Annotated in this window: 18 protein-coding genes; 10 read left to right on the plus strand and 8 right to left on the minus strand. The window is 66.9% G+C overall.

Translation table 11 applies throughout. The features are described from left to right. The first annotated feature begins 170 nt into the window (after positions 1-170). The 4 genes from GLO27_RS09975 (at position 171) to GLO27_RS09990 (ending at position 3,273) form a co-directional block, all read left to right on the plus strand. The gene (locus GLO27_RS09975; protein WP_275044701.1) at positions 171-1,517 is read left to right on the plus strand and encodes an MFS transporter; all 1,347 of its coding nucleotides are present in this window, start codon (positions 171-173) and stop codon (positions 1,515-1,517) included. Between the two features lie 127 nt (positions 1,518-1,644). Next, positions 1,645-2,211: a recombinase family protein gene (locus tag GLO27_RS09980; protein ID WP_058630414.1), complete on the plus strand. Its 567-nt coding sequence runs from the start codon at positions 1,645-1,647 to the stop codon at positions 2,209-2,211. Positions 2,212-2,220: 9 nt separating this feature from the next. Beyond that, on the plus strand, positions 2,221-2,469 hold the full coding sequence (locus GLO27_RS19785; protein WP_058630413.1) for a helix-turn-helix domain-containing protein: 249 nt from the start codon (positions 2,221-2,223) through the stop codon (positions 2,467-2,469). 156 nt (positions 2,470-2,625) lie between these two features. Further along, a complete protein-coding gene (locus GLO27_RS09990; protein ID WP_058630412.1) occupies positions 2,626-3,273 on the plus strand; it encodes a LysE family translocator in 648 nt (215 codons plus the stop codon). A 196-nt stretch (positions 3,274-3,469) separates the two neighbouring features. On the opposite strand, the gene GLO27_RS20040 is transcribed toward GLO27_RS09990, so the two are convergent. Beyond that, a complete protein-coding gene (locus GLO27_RS20040; RefSeq protein WP_206549469.1) occupies positions 3,470-3,871 on the minus strand; it encodes a helix-turn-helix domain-containing protein in 402 nt (133 codons plus the stop codon). A 68-nt stretch (positions 3,872-3,939) separates the two neighbouring features. Here GLO27_RS20040 and GLO27_RS10000 point away from each other — a divergent pair, with 68 nt between their 5' ends. After that, the gene (locus tag GLO27_RS10000) at positions 3,940-4,902 is read left to right on the plus strand and encodes an NAD(P)-binding domain-containing protein (protein ID WP_082682487.1); all 963 of its coding nucleotides are present in this window, start codon (positions 3,940-3,942) and stop codon (positions 4,900-4,902) included. Positions 4,903-5,050: 148 nt separating this feature from the next. Beyond that, complete coding sequence (locus GLO27_RS10005; RefSeq protein WP_208323591.1) at positions 5,051-6,259, plus strand: IS30 family transposase; 1,209 nt, start codon at positions 5,051-5,053, stop codon at positions 6,257-6,259. Between the two features lie 427 nt (positions 6,260-6,686). On the opposite strand, the gene GLO27_RS10010 is transcribed toward GLO27_RS10005, so the two are convergent. Genes GLO27_RS10010 through GLO27_RS10020 form a run of 3 tightly spaced genes read right to left on the minus strand, consistent with a single transcriptional unit; the run spans position 6,687 to position 9,123 of the window. Further along, positions 6,687-7,331 (minus strand): response regulator transcription factor, encoded by a 645-nt coding sequence (locus tag GLO27_RS10010; protein ID WP_058630410.1) that lies wholly within the window; start codon positions 7,329-7,331, stop codon positions 6,687-6,689. Next, positions 7,322-8,470 (minus strand): histidine kinase, encoded by a 1,149-nt coding sequence (locus GLO27_RS10015; RefSeq protein ID WP_058630409.1) that lies wholly within the window; start codon positions 8,468-8,470, stop codon positions 7,322-7,324. Before GLO27_RS10015 ends, GLO27_RS10010 begins: the two co-directional genes overlap by 10 nt. Further along, on the minus strand, positions 8,467-9,123 hold the full coding sequence (locus tag GLO27_RS10020) for a DedA family protein (RefSeq protein WP_167254642.1): 657 nt from the start codon (positions 9,121-9,123) through the stop codon (positions 8,467-8,469). The genes GLO27_RS10015 and GLO27_RS10020 overlap by 4 nt, the downstream gene beginning before the upstream one ends. A gap of 194 nt (positions 9,124-9,317) precedes the next feature. Here GLO27_RS10020 and GLO27_RS10025 point away from each other — a divergent pair, with 194 nt between their 5' ends. Then, positions 9,318-10,493 carry an epoxide hydrolase family protein gene (locus GLO27_RS10025; protein ID WP_058630495.1) on the plus strand — a complete coding sequence of 392 codons (1,176 nt, stop codon included), beginning with the start codon at positions 9,318-9,320 and terminating at the stop codon, positions 10,491-10,493. Between the two features lie 145 nt (positions 10,494-10,638). Here the strand turns inward: GLO27_RS10025 and GLO27_RS10030 are convergent, their stop codons facing one another. After that, a complete protein-coding gene (locus tag GLO27_RS10030; protein ID WP_058630407.1) occupies positions 10,639-11,361 on the minus strand; it encodes an SDR family NAD(P)-dependent oxidoreductase in 723 nt (240 codons plus the stop codon). A 555-nt stretch (positions 11,362-11,916) separates the two neighbouring features. On the opposite strand from GLO27_RS10030, the gene GLO27_RS10035 reads away from it, so the two are divergent. The 3 genes from GLO27_RS10035 (at position 11,917) to hrpB (ending at position 16,974) form a co-directional block, all read left to right on the plus strand. Beyond that, positions 11,917-12,345: a MarR family transcriptional regulator gene (locus tag GLO27_RS10035; RefSeq protein ID WP_021198144.1), complete on the plus strand. Its 429-nt coding sequence runs from the start codon at positions 11,917-11,919 to the stop codon at positions 12,343-12,345. A 249-nt stretch (positions 12,346-12,594) separates the two neighbouring features. Beyond that, positions 12,595-14,211 (plus strand): flotillin family protein, encoded by a 1,617-nt coding sequence (locus tag GLO27_RS10040; protein ID WP_136025306.1) that lies wholly within the window; start codon positions 12,595-12,597, stop codon positions 14,209-14,211. A gap of 207 nt (positions 14,212-14,418) precedes the next feature. Further along, on the plus strand, positions 14,419-16,974 hold the full coding sequence (gene hrpB / locus GLO27_RS10045) for an ATP-dependent helicase HrpB (RefSeq protein ID WP_167254644.1): 2,556 nt from the start codon (positions 14,419-14,421) through the stop codon (positions 16,972-16,974). A gap of 19 nt (positions 16,975-16,993) precedes the next feature. Here the strand turns inward: hrpB and GLO27_RS10050 are convergent, their stop codons facing one another. The 3 genes from GLO27_RS10050 to GLO27_RS10060 all read right to left on the minus strand — a co-directional run bounded on the left by GLO27_RS10050 (position 16,994) and on the right by GLO27_RS10060 (position 19,178). After that, a complete protein-coding gene (locus GLO27_RS10050; RefSeq protein ID WP_021198147.1) occupies positions 16,994-17,728 on the minus strand; it encodes an ABC transporter permease in 735 nt (244 codons plus the stop codon). Further along, positions 17,725-18,510: an ABC transporter ATP-binding protein gene (locus GLO27_RS10055; protein WP_167254646.1), complete on the minus strand. Its 786-nt coding sequence runs from the start codon at positions 18,508-18,510 to the stop codon at positions 17,725-17,727. The genes GLO27_RS10050 and GLO27_RS10055 overlap by 4 nt, the downstream gene beginning before the upstream one ends. A gap of 71 nt (positions 18,511-18,581) precedes the next feature. Continuing rightward, positions 18,582-19,178, minus strand: coding sequence for a TetR family transcriptional regulator (locus GLO27_RS10060; RefSeq protein WP_167254648.1), 597 nt, complete (start codon positions 19,176-19,178; stop codon positions 18,582-18,584). Positions 19,179-19,186: the final 8 nt, after the last annotated feature.

The following is a 19,186-nucleotide window of genomic DNA, read 5'->3' on the forward strand; positions in this document are numbered from 1 at the left end:
ACCAGCGGTCCGCCGCGAGCGATCCCCCCTTCGCAACGGAAGGAGGACAGAGGCTGTCCGGCTCAGCTCCTAGCCTCAGACCTCACCCACACCACGTGACATATCCAGGGAGCAAGCGCCGTGACCGAGCGAACTCAGCGAGACAATGCCATCTCGAGATCGAACGAGCGATGAAAGGAAATCGAACCACTCTCCTGTTGTGTTGCCTGGCACAACTGATGGTCACACTCGATAGCTCAATTCTCGCTGTGGCGCTTCCTGATCTGAGAACCGGGCTCGGGTTCTCTGCTGAGACGTTGCCCTGGGTCGTGAACGCCTTCGCCATTCCGATCGCAGGCCTTCTGCTGTTCTCAGGACGGCTATCCGATCGGTTCGGATCGCGCAGAGTCTTAGCCATCGGGGTGGGCGTCTTCACGTTGACCAGCCTGGGAGCAGGGCTCGCTCCCACAGCCGAGGTGCTCATCGCCGGTCGAGTCGGGCAGGGGATTGGTGCGGCGTTGATGACGACGGCGTGCCTCTCACTCCTTTCGCAAACCTTCCTTCAGGGCCCAGCTCGCGCACAAGCGTTCGGCTTATGGGGCGCGGCATCCGGCAGCGGCGGCGCTCTCGGAGTACTTGGCGGTGGAGTCATCGTCGAGACCCTAGGGTGGCGGTGGACTCTGCTGGTGAACGTCCCGATCGGGCTCGTACTTCTGGCTTTACTCGTCTTCAGTAACCGGACGCCGCGCCCCACCGCACGGCCCCAACTCGACCTAGCTGGCAGCACCGCCTTTCTCGTCGCGACGGCATCACTTGTGCTCACAGTCATGTCAGTTTCCAACGCCTTCACCGCTGCCGCTTGGGCCCTCCTCGGCCTGGTCAGTCTCGTCACATTCGCGCTCATCGAGAAGCGCGCGGCATCACCTCTGATCCCCTTTGTAGCGCTCGGTCGAACCGGCGCCTGGCGGCCCGTTACTGCGATGATGTTCATCGGCGGAGCCATGACAGCCACGTTCTACTTCATGACGCTCAACCTGCAGTTGTTTCACTTGCTCAGCCCCCTCGCCACCGGTCTCTCATTCCTTCCCCTATCTCTCGGGGCTTTCCTCGCCGCCGCCAACAGTCACCGGCTCCAGCGCCGGCTCGGGACAGACAGAACGACCGCGCTCGGCGCGCTCATCATGACAACCGGTCTGGCCGCAATCTGGGCCTTCTCTGCCGCCCCCTTCCCCGCGGCCCTGATCGCGGCGAGCGGGATCTTCGGCATCGGCATGGGTATAGCACTGGCGTCAATCGCTGACGGCGTGACTCATCTGCTCCCCGCAGCACTAGCCGGAGCTGCTTCCGGAGTGCTCACAACCGCGCAGCAGTTTGGAAACAGTTTCGGCCTCGCCGTCGTCGCTGTCGCCGACGAGCAGATACCGACCAACCACTACGCCGGAGGGTTCGTATCCACGCTGATTCTCTGCGCCATCGCGCTCGCCCTCTTAGCAACGCACGCCTGGCCGAGGCAGAAACTCAGACGTGCATCAGCGTGACGCCAGATCCCGCAAACGACCGTTCATGAGTCAGCCGACGCTCTACTGGCTCAGTTCGGCGAGTCGTGTCTCATGACTCGTGTCGACGATCTATGTAAAGCAGGCGGCGTTCGCGATACGCTGAGGCATGGCCGCGATCGGTTACGCCCGTGTCTCGACCCGAGACCAGAATCCGGACGGCCAGACCGATGCGCTCGAAGCTGCGGGGTGCGACAAGATCTTTGTCGAGCACGCATCTGGCACCCTGGCGAAGAGGCCGGCGCTGACGGATGCCCTCGGGTATCTGCGAGAGGGTGACTCGCTCGTGGTGACGAAGCTTGACCGGCTCGGCCGATCTGTGCGAAACCTCAAGCAAGTCGCGGATGAGCTGCAGCAGCGTGGGGTTGGGTTGAAAGCCCTGTCGCAGGGCATCGACACCACCACGCCTGGTGGCCGGTTGTTCTTCCATATGCTCGCTGCGATCGCGGAGTTCGAGCACGACCTCATCGTGGAGCGCACCCACGACGGCCTCGCGGCCGCCCGCGCACGGGGACGGAAAGGCGGCCCGAAGTTCAAGATGACGCCGACGAAGATCCGGCAAGCCCGGGCGATGTATGACGAGGGCGGCCACACCGTGCAGGAGATCGCAGACACGTTCGGGGTGTCCCGGCCCACGATCTATCGGCACTTGGCCGAGCACGTCGAGCGGGCCTGACGAGGGATCATGGCGCACCTCAGCGACCGGCAAAAGGCCGAGCTTGTGCGCCAACACCAGGACGGGGTGCCGTGGACGCGGCTTGCGGAGCACTCCGGCGTTGCGGTGCGGACCCTGCAACGCTGGGCAGCTCGGATAGAGACGGGGCAGCTCGCGAAAGCACCTCGCCGCGATATCGCAGTCACCGCCGCGGCCGTGGGAACTTTCGCGCTAATGCTGATGCGCCCCCTAAACACCCCGCATGATGGTGCCCGCTAGCTTGCCGATTCCTCCCGGAGACGGGGCCGCGCCACCCGGGGTACACCCGCTCGAGAAGTGGGGTGCGCTGTCGCCTGCGGCAGCGAATGGGAGACTTGTCGGAGTTCGGCATCGAGGGGGATGCTCACCGCAACCCACCCCACGAAAGAAGCGTGCATGATCTCGCTATCCGCCGCCCTCGGTATCGCGCTCATCGAGCTTGGGCTCGCCCTCACCCCCGGCCCGAACATGATGTACCTCGTCTCGCGCAGCATAAGCCAGGGATGGCGCGCCGGGATGATGTCGCTGTCCGGCACGGCGGTGGGCTTCGTCGTGTACATGATCATGGCCAACCTCGGGTTGGCAGCAGTGTTCCTCGTTGTCCCATGGCTGTTCATCGCCTTGAAGGTGGCGGGTGCCGTCTACCTGCTCTGGCTCGCCTACAAAACGCTCCGCCCGGGCGGGAAATCGCTGTTCGAGACCAACGATCTTCCACGTGACTCGTTCGGCAAGCTCTTCCGCATGGGCCTCCTGACGAACCTACTCAACCCGAAGGTCGCGATCCTCTACCTCGCTCTCATCCCGCAGTTCATCGACCCCGCAGCAGGCAGCATCGTGGCACAAGGCTTCCAGCTCGGCGCGATCCAGATCCTCGTCGGCGTCGCCGTGAACGGCGCGATCATTATCGCCGCCGGGTCAGTCGCCACCTTCCTCCAACGCAAACCTGCCTGGATGCGCTGGCAGAAGTGGGTCACCGGCACCCTCCTCGGCGCAATCGGCGTGAAGCTCGCGATCGACGCCCCCGCCCCAGCGGTCGCACCATAGCCGATAGTGAGTGGGCGATCCTGAGGGGCGTTGACTCCTGGACCTGCCCCCGCCTACCTGGGCTATAGCGCGCCGGGGCGACCTCCTCGCCCCGGGATTATGGACCGAAAGCGTCTGCCGAAACCAGGTTCTGGCACACCTATACGGCGACCTCTAGAGCAACGAATCCGTCAAACCGCCAGAAACGATGGCGGTCTCAACCGGTCAACGCACCATGGGAGCGACGCGTGCCGACCTTGGGTGGAGCGAGCGTCGGGTGTTCTGCTGAGTTCGCTGCCGTTGCCAGGCGATCACCCCATGCTGCGAGTGGGTCAAGTAGGTCGTTCAGTTCGACGCCCATAGGTGTGAGGCGGTAGTCCACCCGGAGCGGAAATCCGGCGCCAGCGTCGCGTTCGACGAGGCCGTCTCGTGCGAGTTCGCGCAGCTGATCTGCGAGCACCTTCTCCGAAATGCCGTCGATGGCGCGACGCAGCTCGGCGAAGCGCCGATCGCCTTCGGCCAGGCGCCAGAGGATGGTCGGTTTCCACTTCGACCCGACGAGGTCGAACACGACGTTCACGCCGCACTGCTGTCGCTGCTTCACTGTTGCCTCGCTCACCTGCGGGTTCGTCCGCACTCCATTGTGCGTACTGGACGTGACCGACGCACCAACCCAGCATGGTGGACATGACGACCCAGGCGGACGAGACGGACGAGACGGACGAGACGGACAGCTTCGCGACGAACGACCGAGGCGCGCCAGCGACGATCGCGGTCCTGGGCCTCGGAGCCATGGGTGCCGCGATCGCCCGAGCCGCTGCCGAACGAGGGCAGCGTGTCCTGGCGTGGAACCGGACGCCGAAGACGCTCGACGAGCTCGGGCTCGCGAAGGCGACAGGCATCGTCCTCATCGAGTCTCCTTCCGAGACGTTGAACGGTGTGGACCTCGTCGTCGTGTGCGTTCGCGATCACGCGGGAAGCCGTGCTGTCATCGAGCAGATCGCGCCTGCTCTGGGCGGGCGGGTCGTCGTGAACGTGTCGACGGGGACGCCAGCCGAGGCCGTCGGTTCAGCGGCGCACGCGGCCGCCCGTGGCGTCCGGTACGTGACCGGAGCGGTCATGGTGCCCACCCCGATGGTGGGCACCGACGACTGCGTCGTGCTGTACGCCGGCGCTGAGGACGACCTCGCAGAGACCGGCCCGTTGTTCGCGGCGATGCGGGGCACCAACGACGTCGTCGGCGAGGACCACGCCGTGCCGCCGGCGTTGGACCTGGCGATGCTCGACATCTACTTCGCCGGGATGTACGCGCATCTCCACGCGACAGCGCTGGCGGCGGCGCACGGCGTCGATGCGGCCCGGTTCCTGCCCTACGCCCGCGGCATCGTCGACACGCTCGGCGCCTCGCTCGCCGGCCTGACGGCCTCAGTCGAGCAGCGTCGCTACGACGGCGGGGAGGCGCGCCTGGACATGTGCCTGTCGTTCCTCGAGCACATCGTCGCGACCAGTCGAGCAGCCGGCATTGACCCCGGCCCGGCCGAGATCGTCCGCGCCGCATCCGCCCGAGCGATGCAGCACTGGCCAGGGAGTACCGATTGGGACGTCGTCGCCGAGGGCTTCCTTCCCCACTCGGGACCGCAGCCGTCGTGAGCGCGCGAGGTCACCATCTCGACGAATCGAGCGCGGCACCCTGATCGCACAGATGCGCTCGCACCTATTGGAGAGGGCGTCGGCGGCCCCGTCTCCGAGCGTTCCTGCTCCGTAAACGTGGGCAATCTCGACCGTTCTGGAGGTGCGCGTGGGGTTCACGAGCGAACAAGAGGACGCGTTGTGGGAGCTCTGGGCGAAGGGTGAGCCGAGCAGGCTGATCGCCCGGTCGTTGCGGTCGAATCCGTCGGCTGTTCGGGCGCATCTCGCAAAGCACGGCGGGGTGCGCCCTGCCACGCGTCGACGGAGTCGCCGGCATCTCACAGTCGAACAGCGCGAGGAAGTCACGCGCGGGATCGCGGCGGGCTTGTCAAACAGGGTGATCGCCGGTTCGATCGGGTGCGCGCCGTCGACGGTCTCGAGGGAGATTGCCCGCAACGGCGGCCGCGACGCGTACCGCGCGACGCTGGCGGATCGGGCTGCGTGGGAGCGGGCCAGGCGGCCGAAGGCATCGCGCCTCGAGTCTCGTCCGGAGCTGTTGCGGATCGTGCGGGAACGGTTGGCGTTGGACTGGTCGCCCGAGCAGATCGCCCACTGGCTGCGGCGCACACATCCGCACGATCCGCTGCTGCGAATCTCGCACGAGACGATCTACCGCTCGATCTACGTCGCTGGCCGCCGTGAACTGGGACCTGGGTCTGCGAAGCATCTGCGCTCGGGACGGTCGGTGCGGCGAGCGAGGGTGCCACAGCGAACATACGGCCGTGGGGTGCTGCGCAACATGGTCTCGATCCGCGAACGTCCGGCCTGCGTGACCGAGCGCACCGAGATCGGTCACTGGGAGGGCGACCTCGTCATGGGAGCCCGACCCTCCGCTGTCGCGACACTCGTCGAGCGCTCGACGCGATTCGTCCGAGTCATCCCGCTGCCGGACGGCTACAAGGCGGCCACGGTCCGATCGGCGATCGCCGCCGACCTCGCGCTTTTGCCTCCGGCGCTGCGGAAGACGCTCACCTGGGACCGCGGGCGGGAGATGGCCGAGCATCAGCAGCTCTCGGCAGATCTGGGTCTGGACGTGTACTTCTGCGATCCACGCTCACCCTGGCAGCGAGGCAGCAACGAGAACACGAACCGGCTCCTGCGGCAGTATCTCGCGAAGGGTGCCGACCTGCGACGGTTCTCCCAGGTCGACCTCGAAGGGATCGCAGACCGCATCAATACGCGCCCACGTCGTGTGCTCGGGTGGGCAAGCGCGTCCGATGCGTTCCGACCCTATCTTCCCAGTGAGCATTCGTTGGCTTCCGCGGTCCGCGGCGGCGGGCAGCAGTCGGCGGCCTTTAGCGCGTTGAAGCGTCGGTAGAAGGTGGCGCGGGACATGCCGAGGTCGCGTGCGACCTGTGCGGCGGGCGTGCGCCCGCTGGTGTTCTGGGCGTCGGCGCTGTGCTCGCGCTCTGCGCTGCGGTCATCAGCGCGTTTCTCATGACGCGAAGTCGGTGCTAGCTGACCGGGCGGGCATCGTGCTCACGGCGCGATGCCCGCGGCCGGTGGGCGTCAGGCGGACCGCCCGCAGCTACTAAGGGATGGCGAGGCAGCGAGCACATCATGGACAACACCGCAACGGAGGCTCGCGAAGCGAAGTGCTGAAGAGGGCGGGTGGTGCGTTGACCGGTTGAGGTCGCCATCGTTTACGGTGAGTGCGGGTTTTGAGCATCGGTCACTCCTCCAGAAGGGAGGCCCGGAACCAGCATTCGGCAGGCGTTTTCGGCGGTCGCGGGCCGATGGGCGTGTCAGGAGTCGCGAAGCAGCTCAAGGATCGCGAGAACGCGCCGGTTGTACGTAGTGCCGTGCGGAAGGTCGAGCTTGGTGAAGATCGAGTTGATGTGTTTCTCAACGGCGCTTTGGGTGACGAAGAGTTCCTGGCGCATGGAGGCGTTGGTGTGCCCCTGAGCCATGAGCGTCAGCACTTCGCGTTCACGTTCGGTGAGACGCGAGATAGGTGAGTCTGCGGGGCCGGCAAGGAGCAGTTGGCGAATGACCTCTTGGTCGAATGCGGTTCCGCCGTCTCCGACACGTTCGATCGCTGCGAGGAACGCGGTGATGTCGGAGACGCGGTCCTTGAGTAGGTAGCCCACCCCACCGGCGCCGGTGAGTAGCTCGGTGGCGTGACGGCGCTCGACGTACTGCGAGAGGACCATCACAGCAACCTGGGGCCAGGTCGATCGGATCGTTAGTGCTGCCCGAATGCCCTCGTCGATGAAGTCGGGGGGCATCCGGACATCAACGATCACCAGTTGGGGTTGCCGCTCCGACACGGCGTCGATCAGTTCGCTGGCGGAACCGACCGCGTCGATGATTTCGTGGCCCTCGGCTACGAGGAGCTGGGCGATCCCCTCGCGAAGCAGGGCGGAGTCTTCGGCAATGGTTATGAGCACGGTATGTCCACCCGGATAGTCGTTGGGCCGCCGGCAGGGCTGTCGAGGTCGAATGTGCCGGAGAGTGCGGTGACTCGCGAGGTGATGCCCGCGATTCCTTGCCCGGCTGGGTCCGCACCGCCTACGCCATCATCGTGCACCGTCATCGTCAGCCGTCCTCCCTGTTGGCGCACGGTGATGTCGATGCTGTGTGCTGCGGCATGTTTGATCACGTTCGTCACGGCCTCACTTGCAACGAAGTATGCGGCCGATTCGACAGACTTGGGGCATCGCTCTGCCAAGTCGTAGTCCAGGTGAATGGGCAGGTGCGTTCGTTCCCGGAGCGCTTCCAGCGCAGGGCCCAGCCCGTCGCGGGCGAGCATTGCCGGATAGATGCGCCAGGACACGTCTCGGAGATCGTCGAGGATGTGCCGTGTCTCCGTGAGAGCACGCGCATAGAGAGCCGATTGCTCGTCGGGATTCGCCTGGCGCTCGGCTCGACCGAGCAGAATCGACAGGGCCACGACTCGCTGTTGGACACCATCGTGAATGTCGCGCTCGATCCGACGCCGTTCGTCATCTATCGCGTCGACGACATCTGCAAGCGTCACTGTGAGCTGAGATACCCGGTTCTCGAGTTCATCGTTCCCCGGGCGAGTGAACGCATTCCAGAGCTTCGGTTCCAGCTGCGCGGCAGCGATCACTCCCTGCACCGCGAGAAAGAGAAGGATCAACCCAGGCAGCACGAAGATCGCCACGGTGCGATAAGTGACCTGTCCTGCAGGCGCATCGAAAAGAGGTACTGCGCCTCCCGTTGCTGCTCCCACTGTGAGACTGACAGCCACAACGACGCCCGCCACAATGAGTGCGAGGACCGTCCCTCCCAGAATTCCAAGCAGCGAGCGGACCGCGAGGTATCCCACGGCACGCCACCCGCGTGGTTCGCTCCGAAGACGCCCACCAATCAGGGCAGTGATCCGCGCGTGTTCGAGTCGGACGATTGATCTCGCCGCGTCTCGGGAGAGCAGCCCGCCGATAACCGCGAGCATGTCGACGGGGATCAGCGCGACCCCGAGCGCGACGCCCGCCAGCCTCGACGGGATCCGCTTGAACCCGCCGCGTCTCAGCACCGCCACCGGCTCGTGCTGGTCTCGACTCATCCGGTCATCTTTTCACGCCGAACGCGTCGCACCCGGAGGACGATGAAAAGGGCAACGGCAGCGACTACCGCGACGATGACGACCTTCTGGAGAACATCGGCATAGGGCTCGACGGCCGCCCAGTTCTCGCCAAGGTAGAAGCCCGAGAGCACGAAGATCGAGTTCCAGATCAGGCTTCCCGCTGTGGTCAGGAGCGTGAAGCGGACGACATTCATCCGCTCGATGCCGGCAGGAATAGAGATCAGACTCCGGAAGATCGGAATCATCCGACCGAGGAACACGGCCTTGTAACCATGCCGCTCGAACCAGGCCTCAGCCTTATCGACATCGGACAGCCTCATCAGCGGTACTCGGGCGATGATTCGCCGCAGTCGGTCGCGGCCCAGCCACGCTCCAAGCCCGTAGAGGGCGAGCGCCCCCACAACCGATCCCAGGGTTGTCCACACGAGCACTTCAACGAGAGTGAAGCTCCCCCGACTCGCGGTGAATCCAGCCAACGGCAGAATCACCTCACTCGGAAGTGGAGGGAACAGGTTCTCGAGCGCGATCGCCAGGCCGGCGCCGGGCCCACCGAGAGTTTCCATGAGATTGACCGCCCATCCGGCGATCCCGGTGAGCTCAGAGGCAGAGTCAGTTGCAGCGGTTAGGTCCATACAAGCAACGCTAGAAACGCGCTTCCGCCGCGTCAGTAAAGCAAACCACCCAGAGCGGAGAGGCCCGCCCCAGCATTCGGGGTGTGGATATCCGCACCCCTCCGAACGCAGCGCTGCCTACGGCGGTCCCTCATCCGAGCCGAGATCGATCAAGACAGAAATCGTGCGCCTCAGCCGGGGCTATGTTCGAGTCCATGGGCTCCATCGATACCGCGATCCATCCATTCCGTCTGCACGTCCCACAGGCCGAGCTAGACGACCTGACGAATCGCTTAGCTCACACGCGATGGCCGTCTGAGCCGCCTGCAGTTGACTGGACATACGGCATCCCCGGGGACCTCCTTCGTGAACTCGTCGAGTATTGGGCTCACGGATACGACTGGCGGGGTGCGGAAGCGGCCCTCAACGCATGGCCTCAGTACACGACCGAGATCGACGGCACCACAGTCCATTTCGCGCACATCCGATCACCCCATGCTGGCGCCACTCCGCTCATCATGACCCACGGGTGGCCCGGCTCGCTGGTGGAGTTCATCTCTGTCGCGAAGGCCCTCACCGACCCCGTCTCTGTCGGGGGCGACCCCAGCGATGCCTTCCACCTGGTCCTACCGTCCATCCCGGGATTCACCCTCTCGGGACCAACGGCTTCCATCGGTTGGGACCATGTGCGAGTGGCTCATGCATGGGCTGAGCTGATGCATCGCCTCGGATATGAGAAGTACGGCGCTCAGGGCGGAGACTGGGGCGGGGCGATCTCGCGCGAGCTGGGACGGGTCGACGCCGCCCACGTGATCGGCGTCCACCTCAACCTGCTCCCAGGCTCAGGAGCAACACGAGAACCCGAACAGTCCGAGCTCGATGCACTGCCGGAACCTGAACGTGAGCGGCTGCTGGCATCGTGGGCCCGCGCACAAGCCTGGGACGCTGAGCGATCGGGGTACGCCGAGCTCCAATCAACACGACCCCAAACTCTGGCATACGCCCTCACCGACTCCCCGGCGGGGCAACTGGCATGGATCGCCGAGAAGTTCTACGAATGGTCAGAACCAGGCGTCGAAATCGATCGAGACCACCTGCTAACGAACGTGACCCTGTACTGGGTGACACAAACCGCAGGATCGGCAGCCCGCATCTATTACGAGCGCGCCCACGCACCGTATTGGGGCACCGAACCCCAACAGTCAACGACCCCGACCGCGCTTGCCGTGTTCGCGTACGAGAACTTCACACCCATCCGCCACCTCGCCCAGCGCCACGACAACATCGTCCGCTGGACAGAGTTCGAACACGGAGGGCACTTTGCCGCGCTCGAACAGCCAGACGCCCTCGTAGGCGACATACGCGCGTTCTTCCGGGAGCTGCGCCCTTAACATACTTCGCGGTGATCAAAGCAGGCTCCTCCGGCCTGCGAGTAAGCGCCGGTTGCGGGTCGGATCGAGGAGGAGGTGCCGAGAATCCGAGCACCTCCCCGTTTCGCGCCTCGCTCGTGTTGCACTGCCTCAAACGCAGATGCTGTTACCAGGGGACGCTGCCGTTCCGGTCAACGAAAGTCCCGGATGGCGCGTCTGCATCAAGCGTTGCGGCGCTGACAATTACACGGGCTGCGTTAGCGGCTGTTTCCGATGCCTGCTCTCGATTCATGGGAGTCAGGTCGGTCTGCACGAATCCCGGACATACCGATGTCACTTTGATCGGGGTGTCCGCGAGAGCTTTCGCCAGCGCGATTGTGACGTTGTTGAGCGCTGCCTTCGAGCTCTGATAGGCGGGCACGACCATGCCGTAGTACGGCGACTGAGGGTCTGTCTGATCGGTCAGCGAGGCCATTGTGGTGGTCACGTTGACGATGCGCCCTGCGGGCGATCGGCGTAGTTGCGGAAGGAACTCCTGTAGGACGGAGACGGCTCCGAAGACATTCGTTGCGTAGGTCTGCTGGAAAAGGTCGACGTCGACGACCTCGTGTGTCTGGACGGTCGCTTCGGGCAAGATGCCGGCGTTGTTTACGAGGACATCGATTCCGCCCGTCAACTCCTGGACTCGCTGGGCGGCAGCACGCACCGATGCGGGATTCGTGACGTCAAGCTCCACCGCGATCGACTCCGAACCGAGCTGGGCTACGAGTTCTTCCGCGGCCGATAAAGACCTGGCGGCCACCGCGACCCGGATACCGCGTCGAGCTAGCTCTTTTGCAACTTCGCGGCCGATTCCACGATTTGCACCTGTGACAAGCGCCACTGTCATGTGTCCTCCTTAGTTGAGCGGCCACGTCTGTTGGGCCGTTGCAACTTCATCACCCGAGGGATGGGTTTGCTGGCGGGAATCGGTCTTCACGTTCCGTGCTTTTTCGCGACAGCGTCGCTCAACATCGGTGCTGCCGCCGGCCCCTCCGGGCCAGCTCGGCACCGAGGGGCTGGCATCCGCAGCCTCAATAGGGTTGGTCGAGTCGTGATGACCTCACCCGTGGCCAGGGGACGCCGAAAACGATCGTTTTCGGCAGGGAGGTGGCGCCGCCGCGCTCCGACAAACTTCCTGAGACTCCGCCACTTTCGTGAGACGCTCCGACAGCTTTCGTGAGACTCCGCCAACTTCGTGAGATCGGACAACGTCGCCTGAGATCGAGAACTTTCCGTGATCAAACCGTTGCATTCGTTATCTCGCCGTTATACAGTGATCACACGGTGAATGTTTGCTGTGGCATCCACCGCATGTGATTGCAGGACACTCTTGGTGCAAGGGACAAGGGCCGGTCGGGAGCCTCTCCGACCGGCCCTTTACTGTTCGCACTATTCTGTGAGGATGACCGATCGCAAGCTCGCCCTGGAGGCCTGGGAGAGCCTGTTCCGCGCGCAGCACGAGCTGTTCACCGAGATGATGAGCGACTTCGAGCACAGCGATATCGCGCAGGCAGAGTACGACGTGCTGCTCACCGTCACCCGCTCCCCCGACATGACCGCGCGGCTGCGCGACATCACCTCGAACATGCTGATCAGCCAGCCCAGCGTCTCGCGCCTGGTCGACCGCATGGTCACACGAGGACTCGTGGCGAAGTGCGCCGACCCCGACGACGGTCGCGGTGCGCTGATCCGGGCGACGGACGAGGGGGCCCGGGCCTTCCGCTCGCTCGCCACCGTGCACGGACGCTCGATCGCCGACCGCATGTCCCGTCTCGACGACGACGAGCTGCGCGCCCTGCGCGACCTCGCGGAGAAGCTCCGCGCCCGCTGACGCCCTCGGCCTCGGCCTCGGCACCTCCCCTGCCCGCACACCCTGACCAGCCCCTGCCCGCACCCCCGCAGGAGGAGATCTCCTCGTCGGGCGGACGTATGGCCGAAGACCTTCCTCCCGACGTCGAGTTTTCCGCCCATCACGATGCCCCCGGAACGGCCTCTCTGCATTTCTGGCAGGGTGGGGGGCGAAGGCGCGCACCACGGCGCGCTCGGGACCGCCCCTTCGGGGGGACCAGGGAGGTCATCCATGGAGATCGCCGGAATCGTCGGCATCCTCGTCATCGTCGGAATCGCGGTCGTCGTCGCCGTCGTTCTGCTGCTCATCCTGCTGCTGTTCGCACGCAGCTGGATCAAGGTCGCGCGAGCCGACGAAGCACTCGTCATCTCGGGCCGCAAGCAGAAGATCCAGCGCGCGGTCATCGCCGCCGACGGCACGACCAGCTCCGAGCTGGCAGAGTCGCCCGTCACGGTCATCGTGAACGGCAAGTCGCTCGTCAACCCGATCACGCAGCGCCACGAGATCATCTCGCTGCGCTCGCGGCAGGTGTCCCTCAACGCCGAGGCCCAGTCACTCGACAGCGTCACACTGAACGTCGACGGCGTCGCGATCGTGAAGATCGGCTCCGACCCCCTGTACGTGCGCCGCGCGGCCGAGCGCTTCGCATCGCAAGACAAGGCCATCGAGCAGTTCACCACCGAGCAGCTCGAGGGTGCGCTCCGTGGCATCGTCGCGACGCTCTCGGTCGTGGAGCTGATGCGCGAGCGCAAGAAGTTCTCCGACCAGATCGCCGCCGACGTCTCGCAGGAGCTCGCCGAACAGGGCCTGATCCTCGACTCGTTCCAGATCAAGGGCATCACCGACAAGGTCGGCTACATCCAGTCGCTCGGCGCCCCCGAGATCCAGGCGAAACGTCAGGCCGCCGAGATCTCCCAGACCAACGCCGACCGTGCGATCAACCAGAAGAACATCGCCAACAAGGAAGCCAACCTGATCGAGCAGACAGCGCTCGACACCAACACGGCCAACTCCGACTCCGGGATCGGCCGCGCCCGCGCCGAAGCCGAGCAGGCCGAGGCGCTGGCTCGTGCTCAGGCCGAGCAGGCCGTTCTGCAGCAGCAGGCCGAGAACAAGCAGGCCCAGCTCGACGCCGACGTCAAGCGCGTCGCCGATGCACAGCGGTATGAGGCCGAGACCCGCGCACAGGCCGAGCTCTACACGCGCGAGCGCGCCGCCGAGGCTGCCGCGATCGAGCAGGTCAAGCAGGCCGAGGCCCGTACCCGCATCGCCGAGCAGCAGGCGCAGGCCGACAAGGCTCGTGCCGACGGTGAGGCCGCGGCCGCGATCGCCAAGGCCAGCGGTGAGGCGAACGCCCTGCGTGCTCAGGCAGAAGCCGAGGCCGAAGCCCGCCGTCTGCGCGCCAGCGCCGAGGCCGACGCCATCCGCGCCGAGGGTGATGCCCGTGCCGCCGCTCTCGAGGCGGAGGCGAAGGCCATCGCCTCGAACCAGGACGCGTTCCTCTCGCAGCGCGTGCTCGAGGTGCTGCCGTCGATCATGGCCGAGTTCTCCAAGGGTTACGCGGCGATCGGCAACGTGTCGATCATCGGCAGCTCCGGCGAAGACGGCGCGTCGAACGTCGTCGGCGCCGACAGCGCGAAGGCCCTGCGCTCGGTGTTCGACAGCGTCCACTCGGCAACGGGGCTCGACCTCGCCGGGATCATCCAGGGTCAGGCCGTCGGCCGCGGCTTCGGTGCAGGAGTCGCCGAGGCTACGCCGCCCGCACCCGCACCCGCGCCCCGGGTGTCGACGCCGACCACTCCACCGCCGCCCGCTTCCGCAACCCCCGCAGCTCCCGCAGCAGAGTAGGCGGAGCAGGCAGAGCACTTCGGCGGATGCCGCGACCGACCCGGTCGCGGCATCCGCTGTTTCCGGAGCGGGCACCGCCGTCCCCCGTTCACGGCTCAGGACATCTGCCCCCGTGGACGCGCCGTACTGCCCGCTCCGCCGAATCCCCCGCAGATCTCCTGAGTTCCGAACGGCTCCGGACGTCGCCCGACCGGGCAGACTGGACGGATGACCCCCGCCGTCTTCGACCTCGCCACCATCGGCGCGGGCCTCTCGTTCGCGGCCGCCGTCGACGAGGTCTCGGCAGCGCTCGACACGAGCGGGTCGGTCGTCGTGACCGCACCCCCGGGCACCGGCAAGACCACACTCGTACCGCCGCTCGTCGCCTCACGGCGCAGCGGTCGGGTGATCGTCACCCAGCCTCGCCGCGTCGCCGCCCGCGCCGCCGCCCGCCGACTCGCTCACCTCGACGGCTCACCCCTCGGCGCACGCGTCGGCTTCAGCGTCCGCGGCGAGCGCACAGCCGGTCCGGAGACGCAGGTCGAGTTCGTCACCGCCGGCGTACTGCTTCGACGTATGCTCGATGATCCCGGTCTCGACGGCGTGGGTGCCGTGATCATCGACGAGGTGCACGAGCGCGCGCTCGAGACCGATCTGCTGATCGGCCTGCTCTCCGAGGTGAGGCAGCTGCGCGACGATCTTGTGGTCGTCGCCATGTCCGCCACCCTCGACGCCGAACGCCTGGCAGCGGTCCTCGGTACGGAAGAGACTCCGGCACCGATCGTCGACCACGACGTCCCTGCCTTCCCTCTCGCCGAACGCTGGGCTCCGAGCCCCGTGCCCCGGCTCGACGAGCGCGGTGTCACGTGGGGATTCCTCGACCACGTCGCGGCGGTCACGGTATCGGCGGCACGGGATCTGGTCCGCGAGAAGCCCGATGCCGACGTACTGGTCTTCGCCCCTGGTGCCCGCGAGGTGGCGGAGATCGCCCGCCGCGTCCGCGATGCCGGCGACAGGTTCGACGTGCGGGAACTGCACGGCCGCATTCCCCCGGCCGAACAGGACGCCGTGATCCGGGGCCGTACACCGCAAGACCGTCCGCGCATCATCATCACGACGTCGCTCGCCGAATCCTCGCTCACCGTGCCGGGCGTCCGTCTGGTCGTGGACACGTGCCTGTCGCGGTATCCGCAGCGCGACGCCGCCCGCGGCATGACGGGCCTGGTCACCAGCGCTGCGCCTCGCTCGTCGTGCGTGCAGCGGGCCGGACGCGCCACGCGCCAGGGCCCCGGCGCGGTGATCCGCTGCGTCGACGAGCGTTCGTACGCGGCGGCACCCGCCCGTCCGGTGCCGGAGTTGGCCGTGGTCGACCTCGCCGATGCCGCGCTCCTGCTCGCGTGCTGGGGTGCCCCGGGTGGAAACGGCCTGCGGATGATCGACCCGTTGCCCGCCGCCCACCTGGCCGACGCCATCGCTGTTCTGCACGGCCTCGGCGCGATCGACGACGAGGGCCGCGCCACCGCCGAGGGACGTGCACTGGCGGGCATCCCGACCGATCCCCGGCTGGCCCGTGCTCTGCGCGACGGCAGCCCGACGGTCGGCAGCCGTCTCGCGGCCGAGGTCGTCGCGCTCGTGGGTGGCGATCTGCGAAGCCCCGAGGCCGACATCGCGCGGGCCCTCATCGCCCTCAGAAACGGGCGGACCCCGGACGCCCGCCGATGGCGAGACGACGCGAACCGCCTCGAACGCATGATCGGCCCGGCGCCGGGCGTGCGCGCGGACCTCGACGGGGTCGGCCTCGTGATCGCGCTGGCTTTTCCCGAGCGCATCGCCCACCGCGTCGAGCGCACCGCCACCGGAGCGACGTACCTGCTCGCCTCCGGGACACGCGCAGGGGTGACGGGCCCGCTCGCAGCCGTCGAATGGCTCGCCGTCGCCGACGTGACCCGTGCCTCCGGCCGTACGGCGGCCGGGTCCGGTGCGATCATCCGCTCCGCTGCGGCGCTCACCGAGCTGCAGATGGAGCAGGCCGCCAGCCACCTGATGACCGACCGCGTCGAGGCAGACTTCGTCGGAGGTCGTGTCCAGGCCCGACGCGAACGCCGGATCGGTGCGATCCTGCGCACATCGGTGCCGGTGCGGGCATCGGCCCAGGAGGGGCGGGATGCCGTGCGTCGTGTGCTCCGGCGCGACGGACTCACGCTGTTCAGCTGGCCCGACGCCGCCGACGGACTGCGCCGCCGTCTGGCGATGCTACGACGCGAGCTCGGCGATCCGTGGCCCGATGTCTCGGACGCCGGACTGATAGAGACCCTCGACACCTGGCTGGCGTCCGAGCTCGACGCCCTGGCATCCGGCACCCCCGTGGATCGCCTGGACCTGACGTCGGCTCTTCGTCGGCTGCTGCCGTGGCCCGAAGCGGTGCGTCTCGACGACCTCGTGCCGGAGCGCCTCGAGGTGCCCAGCGGATCCCGCGTCCGCATCACCTACCCCGAACCCGACGGCGACCCGACGTCACGTCCTGTCGTCGCCGTGAAGCTCCAGGAGTGCTTCGGCTGGGCGGAGACCCCCCGCCTCGTCGACGGACGGGTACCGGTGCTGTTCCACCTGCTGTCCCCCGCAGGGCGTCCGCTCGCGGTCACCGACGACCTCGCCTCGTTCTGGTCCGGCCCCTACGCACAGGTCCGCGCCGAGATGCGGGGGCGCTACCCGAGGCATCCCTGGCCCGAGGATCCGTGGGCCGCCACACCGACCAAGCACACCAAGAACCGCGCCGCGCGCTGAACACCGACCGGGACGGGAGTCAGCGGGTGCGCCGCCGCAGTGTCAGCGAGGCGAGCACGAGAGCGCCGACCGCGAAGGCCACGACGATCAGCAGCGGACCGAAGACATCCCACCCCTCGTCGCCCGCGGCGACCGCGTTGATCGTGTCGATCGCGTAGCTCAGCGGAAGCCAGTCGGAGATCGCGTGCAGCACATCGGGCATCTGATCACGGGGCATGAAGAGCCCGCCGAGGATGATCTGCGGGAACACCAGCAGCGGCATGAACTGCACCGCCTGGAACTCGGTCTGGGCGAACGCGCTCGCGAGCAGACCGAGCGCGGTACCGAGCAGCGCGTCGACCACCGCGACCAGGCCGAGCTGCCAGAGCGGACCTTCGACGTCGAGCCCGCACACCCCGACGGCGAACGACACTGTGATCACCGCCTGCAGCAGAGCCATCAGACCGAACGCGAGCGCGTACCCGAGGATGAAGTCGGCCTTCTCGAGCGGGGTCGTCATCAGGCGTTCGAGGGTGCCCGAACGGCGCTCGCGCAGGGTCGTTATCGAGGTGATGAGGAACATCACGATGAACGGGAACAGCGCCAGGATCGCGCCGCCGAACTGATCGAAGACGCCGTCCTGATCGCTGAACAGCCAGGCGAAGAGGCCCACGAGCAGACTCGGCGCGATGAGCATCAGCGCGATCGACCGCGGGTCGTGCCGCAATTGGGCGAGCACGCGCCCGGCGGTGGCGAACGTCCGGCGGCCGTTCATTCTCCGGCCTCCTCCTGCTGGTCGCGCGCTCCTCGGCGCGATCGCCTCGTGTCGCCGACACCAGCCGCGCGGTCGCGCTCGATCAGCACGAGGAACGCGGCCTCGGCGTCGGTCGTGCCGGTGTCGGCGAGGAGCGAGGTCGGAGTCGTGTCGGCGATGATCCGCCCCTCGCGCATCAGCAGCAGCCGGTCACAGCGCACGGCCTCGTCCATCACATGGCTCGACACGATGAGCGTCACCCCTCGATCCGCGAGACCGCGGAAGAGGGCCCACAGCTCGGCGCGCAGCACGGGATCGAGTCCCACCGTCGGCTCGTCCAACACGACGAGCTCGGGCGCTCCGACCAGGGCCACCGCGAGCGACACCCGCGTGGCCTGGCCGCCGCTCAGGGAGTCCACGAGCTGCCCCGCCTGCGGGCCGAGACCCACCTCATCGATGACCCGGTCGACGTCGCCCTTGGGCGCTTTCAGCAGCGAAGCGAAGTACGCGAGGTTCTGGCGCACGCTGAGGTCGCCGTACACCGATGCTCCTTGCGTGCCGTACGCGACGCGGTGTCTCAGCCGTCGCGACCCTCCCGGCTCGCCCAGTACCGTCACCTCGCCCGAAGCGATCTTCTGCACCCCGACGATCGAGCGCATGAGCGTGGTCTTGCCGCATCCGGAAGGGCCCAGCAGGCCCGTGATCTGGCCGCGGGGGATCGCGAGGTCAATCCCGTCGAACACGTGCACCGCCCCGCGACGCACACGCAGCTGCGCGATCTCGACGGCGGAGTTATTCATCATGTGATGAATTATGCGCCCGCCCGTCGTCCGCGTCAACAGGGTCCGCAGACACCCGATGCCGACGTTCGGCGTCAGTCGAAGAGGTAGCGCTGAACGGTCGAGCCGAGACGGGAGACGAGTTCATCGATCGGTGCCGCCGCAAGCGCCGGCAGCCGCAGCACATAGCGTGCGATCAGCAGCCCGGCGATCTGCGAGGCGACGAGCGAGGCGCGCAGATCGGCGTCGTCGACGTCGAGGCGCCGAGCCACCCGGGAGAGAAGTTCGCGCGACAGGAAGCCCGCCAGCAGCGGGGTCGTGAGCCGACTGCCGATCGCAGTGCGCAGCAGCATGACTCCCCGACGGCGCACCTCGGGCTGCTCGAACGCCTCGAGGACGTACCGGATCAGCCGGTCGCCGATCTCGTCACGCGGACCCGCGAGGATCCCCGGCACATCGACATCCGGTCGCAGCGGAATGCCCACGGCTTCTGCGAAGAGATCGGCCTTGGTGCCGAAGTAGTGATGCACGAGGGCAGAATCCACACCGGCCCTGGCGGCGATGGAGCGGATCGTCGCGCCGTCGTATCCTTTTTCACTGAAGTCGTCGACCGCAGCCGCGATGATGCGCGCTCGCGAGTCGGAGACGCCCCGGGGGCGGCCACGCCGCCGCGGGGGCTTCTGCTCGGTCATGTCCGTCA

The sequence above is a fragment of the Microbacterium sp. Be9 genome, assembly GCF_011754135.1.
In the GTDB taxonomy this organism is placed as follows: domain Bacteria; phylum Actinomycetota; class Actinomycetes; order Actinomycetales; family Microbacteriaceae; genus Microbacterium; species Microbacterium maritypicum_A.

Excerpts from the sequence above, each read along its gene's own strand:
- GLO27_RS10055 (WP_167254646.1), bottom strand. The coding sequence starts at position 18,510 with ATGATGAATAACTCCGCCGTCGAGATCGCGCAGCTGCGTGTGCGTCGC.
- GLO27_RS10050 (WP_021198147.1), bottom strand. The coding sequence starts at position 17,728 with ATGAACGGCCGCCGGACGTTCGCCACCGCCGGGCGCGTGCTCGCCCAA.
- GLO27_RS09975 (WP_275044701.1), top strand. The coding sequence starts at position 171 with ATGAAAGGAAATCGAACCACTCTCCTGTTGTGTTGCCTGGCACAACTG.
- GLO27_RS19785 (WP_058630413.1), top strand. The coding sequence starts at position 2,221 with ATGGCGCACCTCAGCGACCGGCAAAAGGCCGAGCTTGTGCGCCAACAC.
- GLO27_RS10015 (WP_058630409.1), bottom strand. The coding sequence starts at position 8,470 with ATGAGTCGAGACCAGCACGAGCCGGTGGCGGTGCTGAGACGCGGCGGG.
- GLO27_RS10000 (WP_082682487.1), top strand. The coding sequence starts at position 3,940 with ATGACGACCCAGGCGGACGAGACGGACGAGACGGACGAGACGGACAGC.
- GLO27_RS10035 (WP_021198144.1), top strand. The coding sequence starts at position 11,917 with ATGACCGATCGCAAGCTCGCCCTGGAGGCCTGGGAGAGCCTGTTCCGC.
- GLO27_RS10030 (WP_058630407.1), bottom strand. The coding sequence starts at position 11,361 with ATGACAGTGGCGCTTGTCACAGGTGCAAATCGTGGAATCGGCCGCGAA.
- GLO27_RS10040 (WP_136025306.1), top strand. The coding sequence starts at position 12,595 with ATGGAGATCGCCGGAATCGTCGGCATCCTCGTCATCGTCGGAATCGCG.
- GLO27_RS09980 (WP_058630414.1), top strand. The coding sequence starts at position 1,645 with ATGGCCGCGATCGGTTACGCCCGTGTCTCGACCCGAGACCAGAATCCG.
- GLO27_RS10020 (WP_167254642.1), bottom strand. The coding sequence starts at position 9,123 with ATGGACCTAACCGCTGCAACTGACTCTGCCTCTGAGCTCACCGGGATC.
- GLO27_RS10060 (WP_167254648.1), bottom strand. The coding sequence starts at position 19,178 with ATGACCGAGCAGAAGCCCCCGCGGCGGCGTGGCCGCCCCCGGGGCGTC.
- GLO27_RS09990 (WP_058630412.1), top strand. The coding sequence starts at position 2,626 with ATGATCTCGCTATCCGCCGCCCTCGGTATCGCGCTCATCGAGCTTGGG.
- hrpB (WP_167254644.1), top strand. The coding sequence starts at position 14,419 with ATGACCCCCGCCGTCTTCGACCTCGCCACCATCGGCGCGGGCCTCTCG.
- GLO27_RS10025 (WP_058630495.1), top strand. The coding sequence starts at position 9,318 with ATGGGCTCCATCGATACCGCGATCCATCCATTCCGTCTGCACGTCCCA.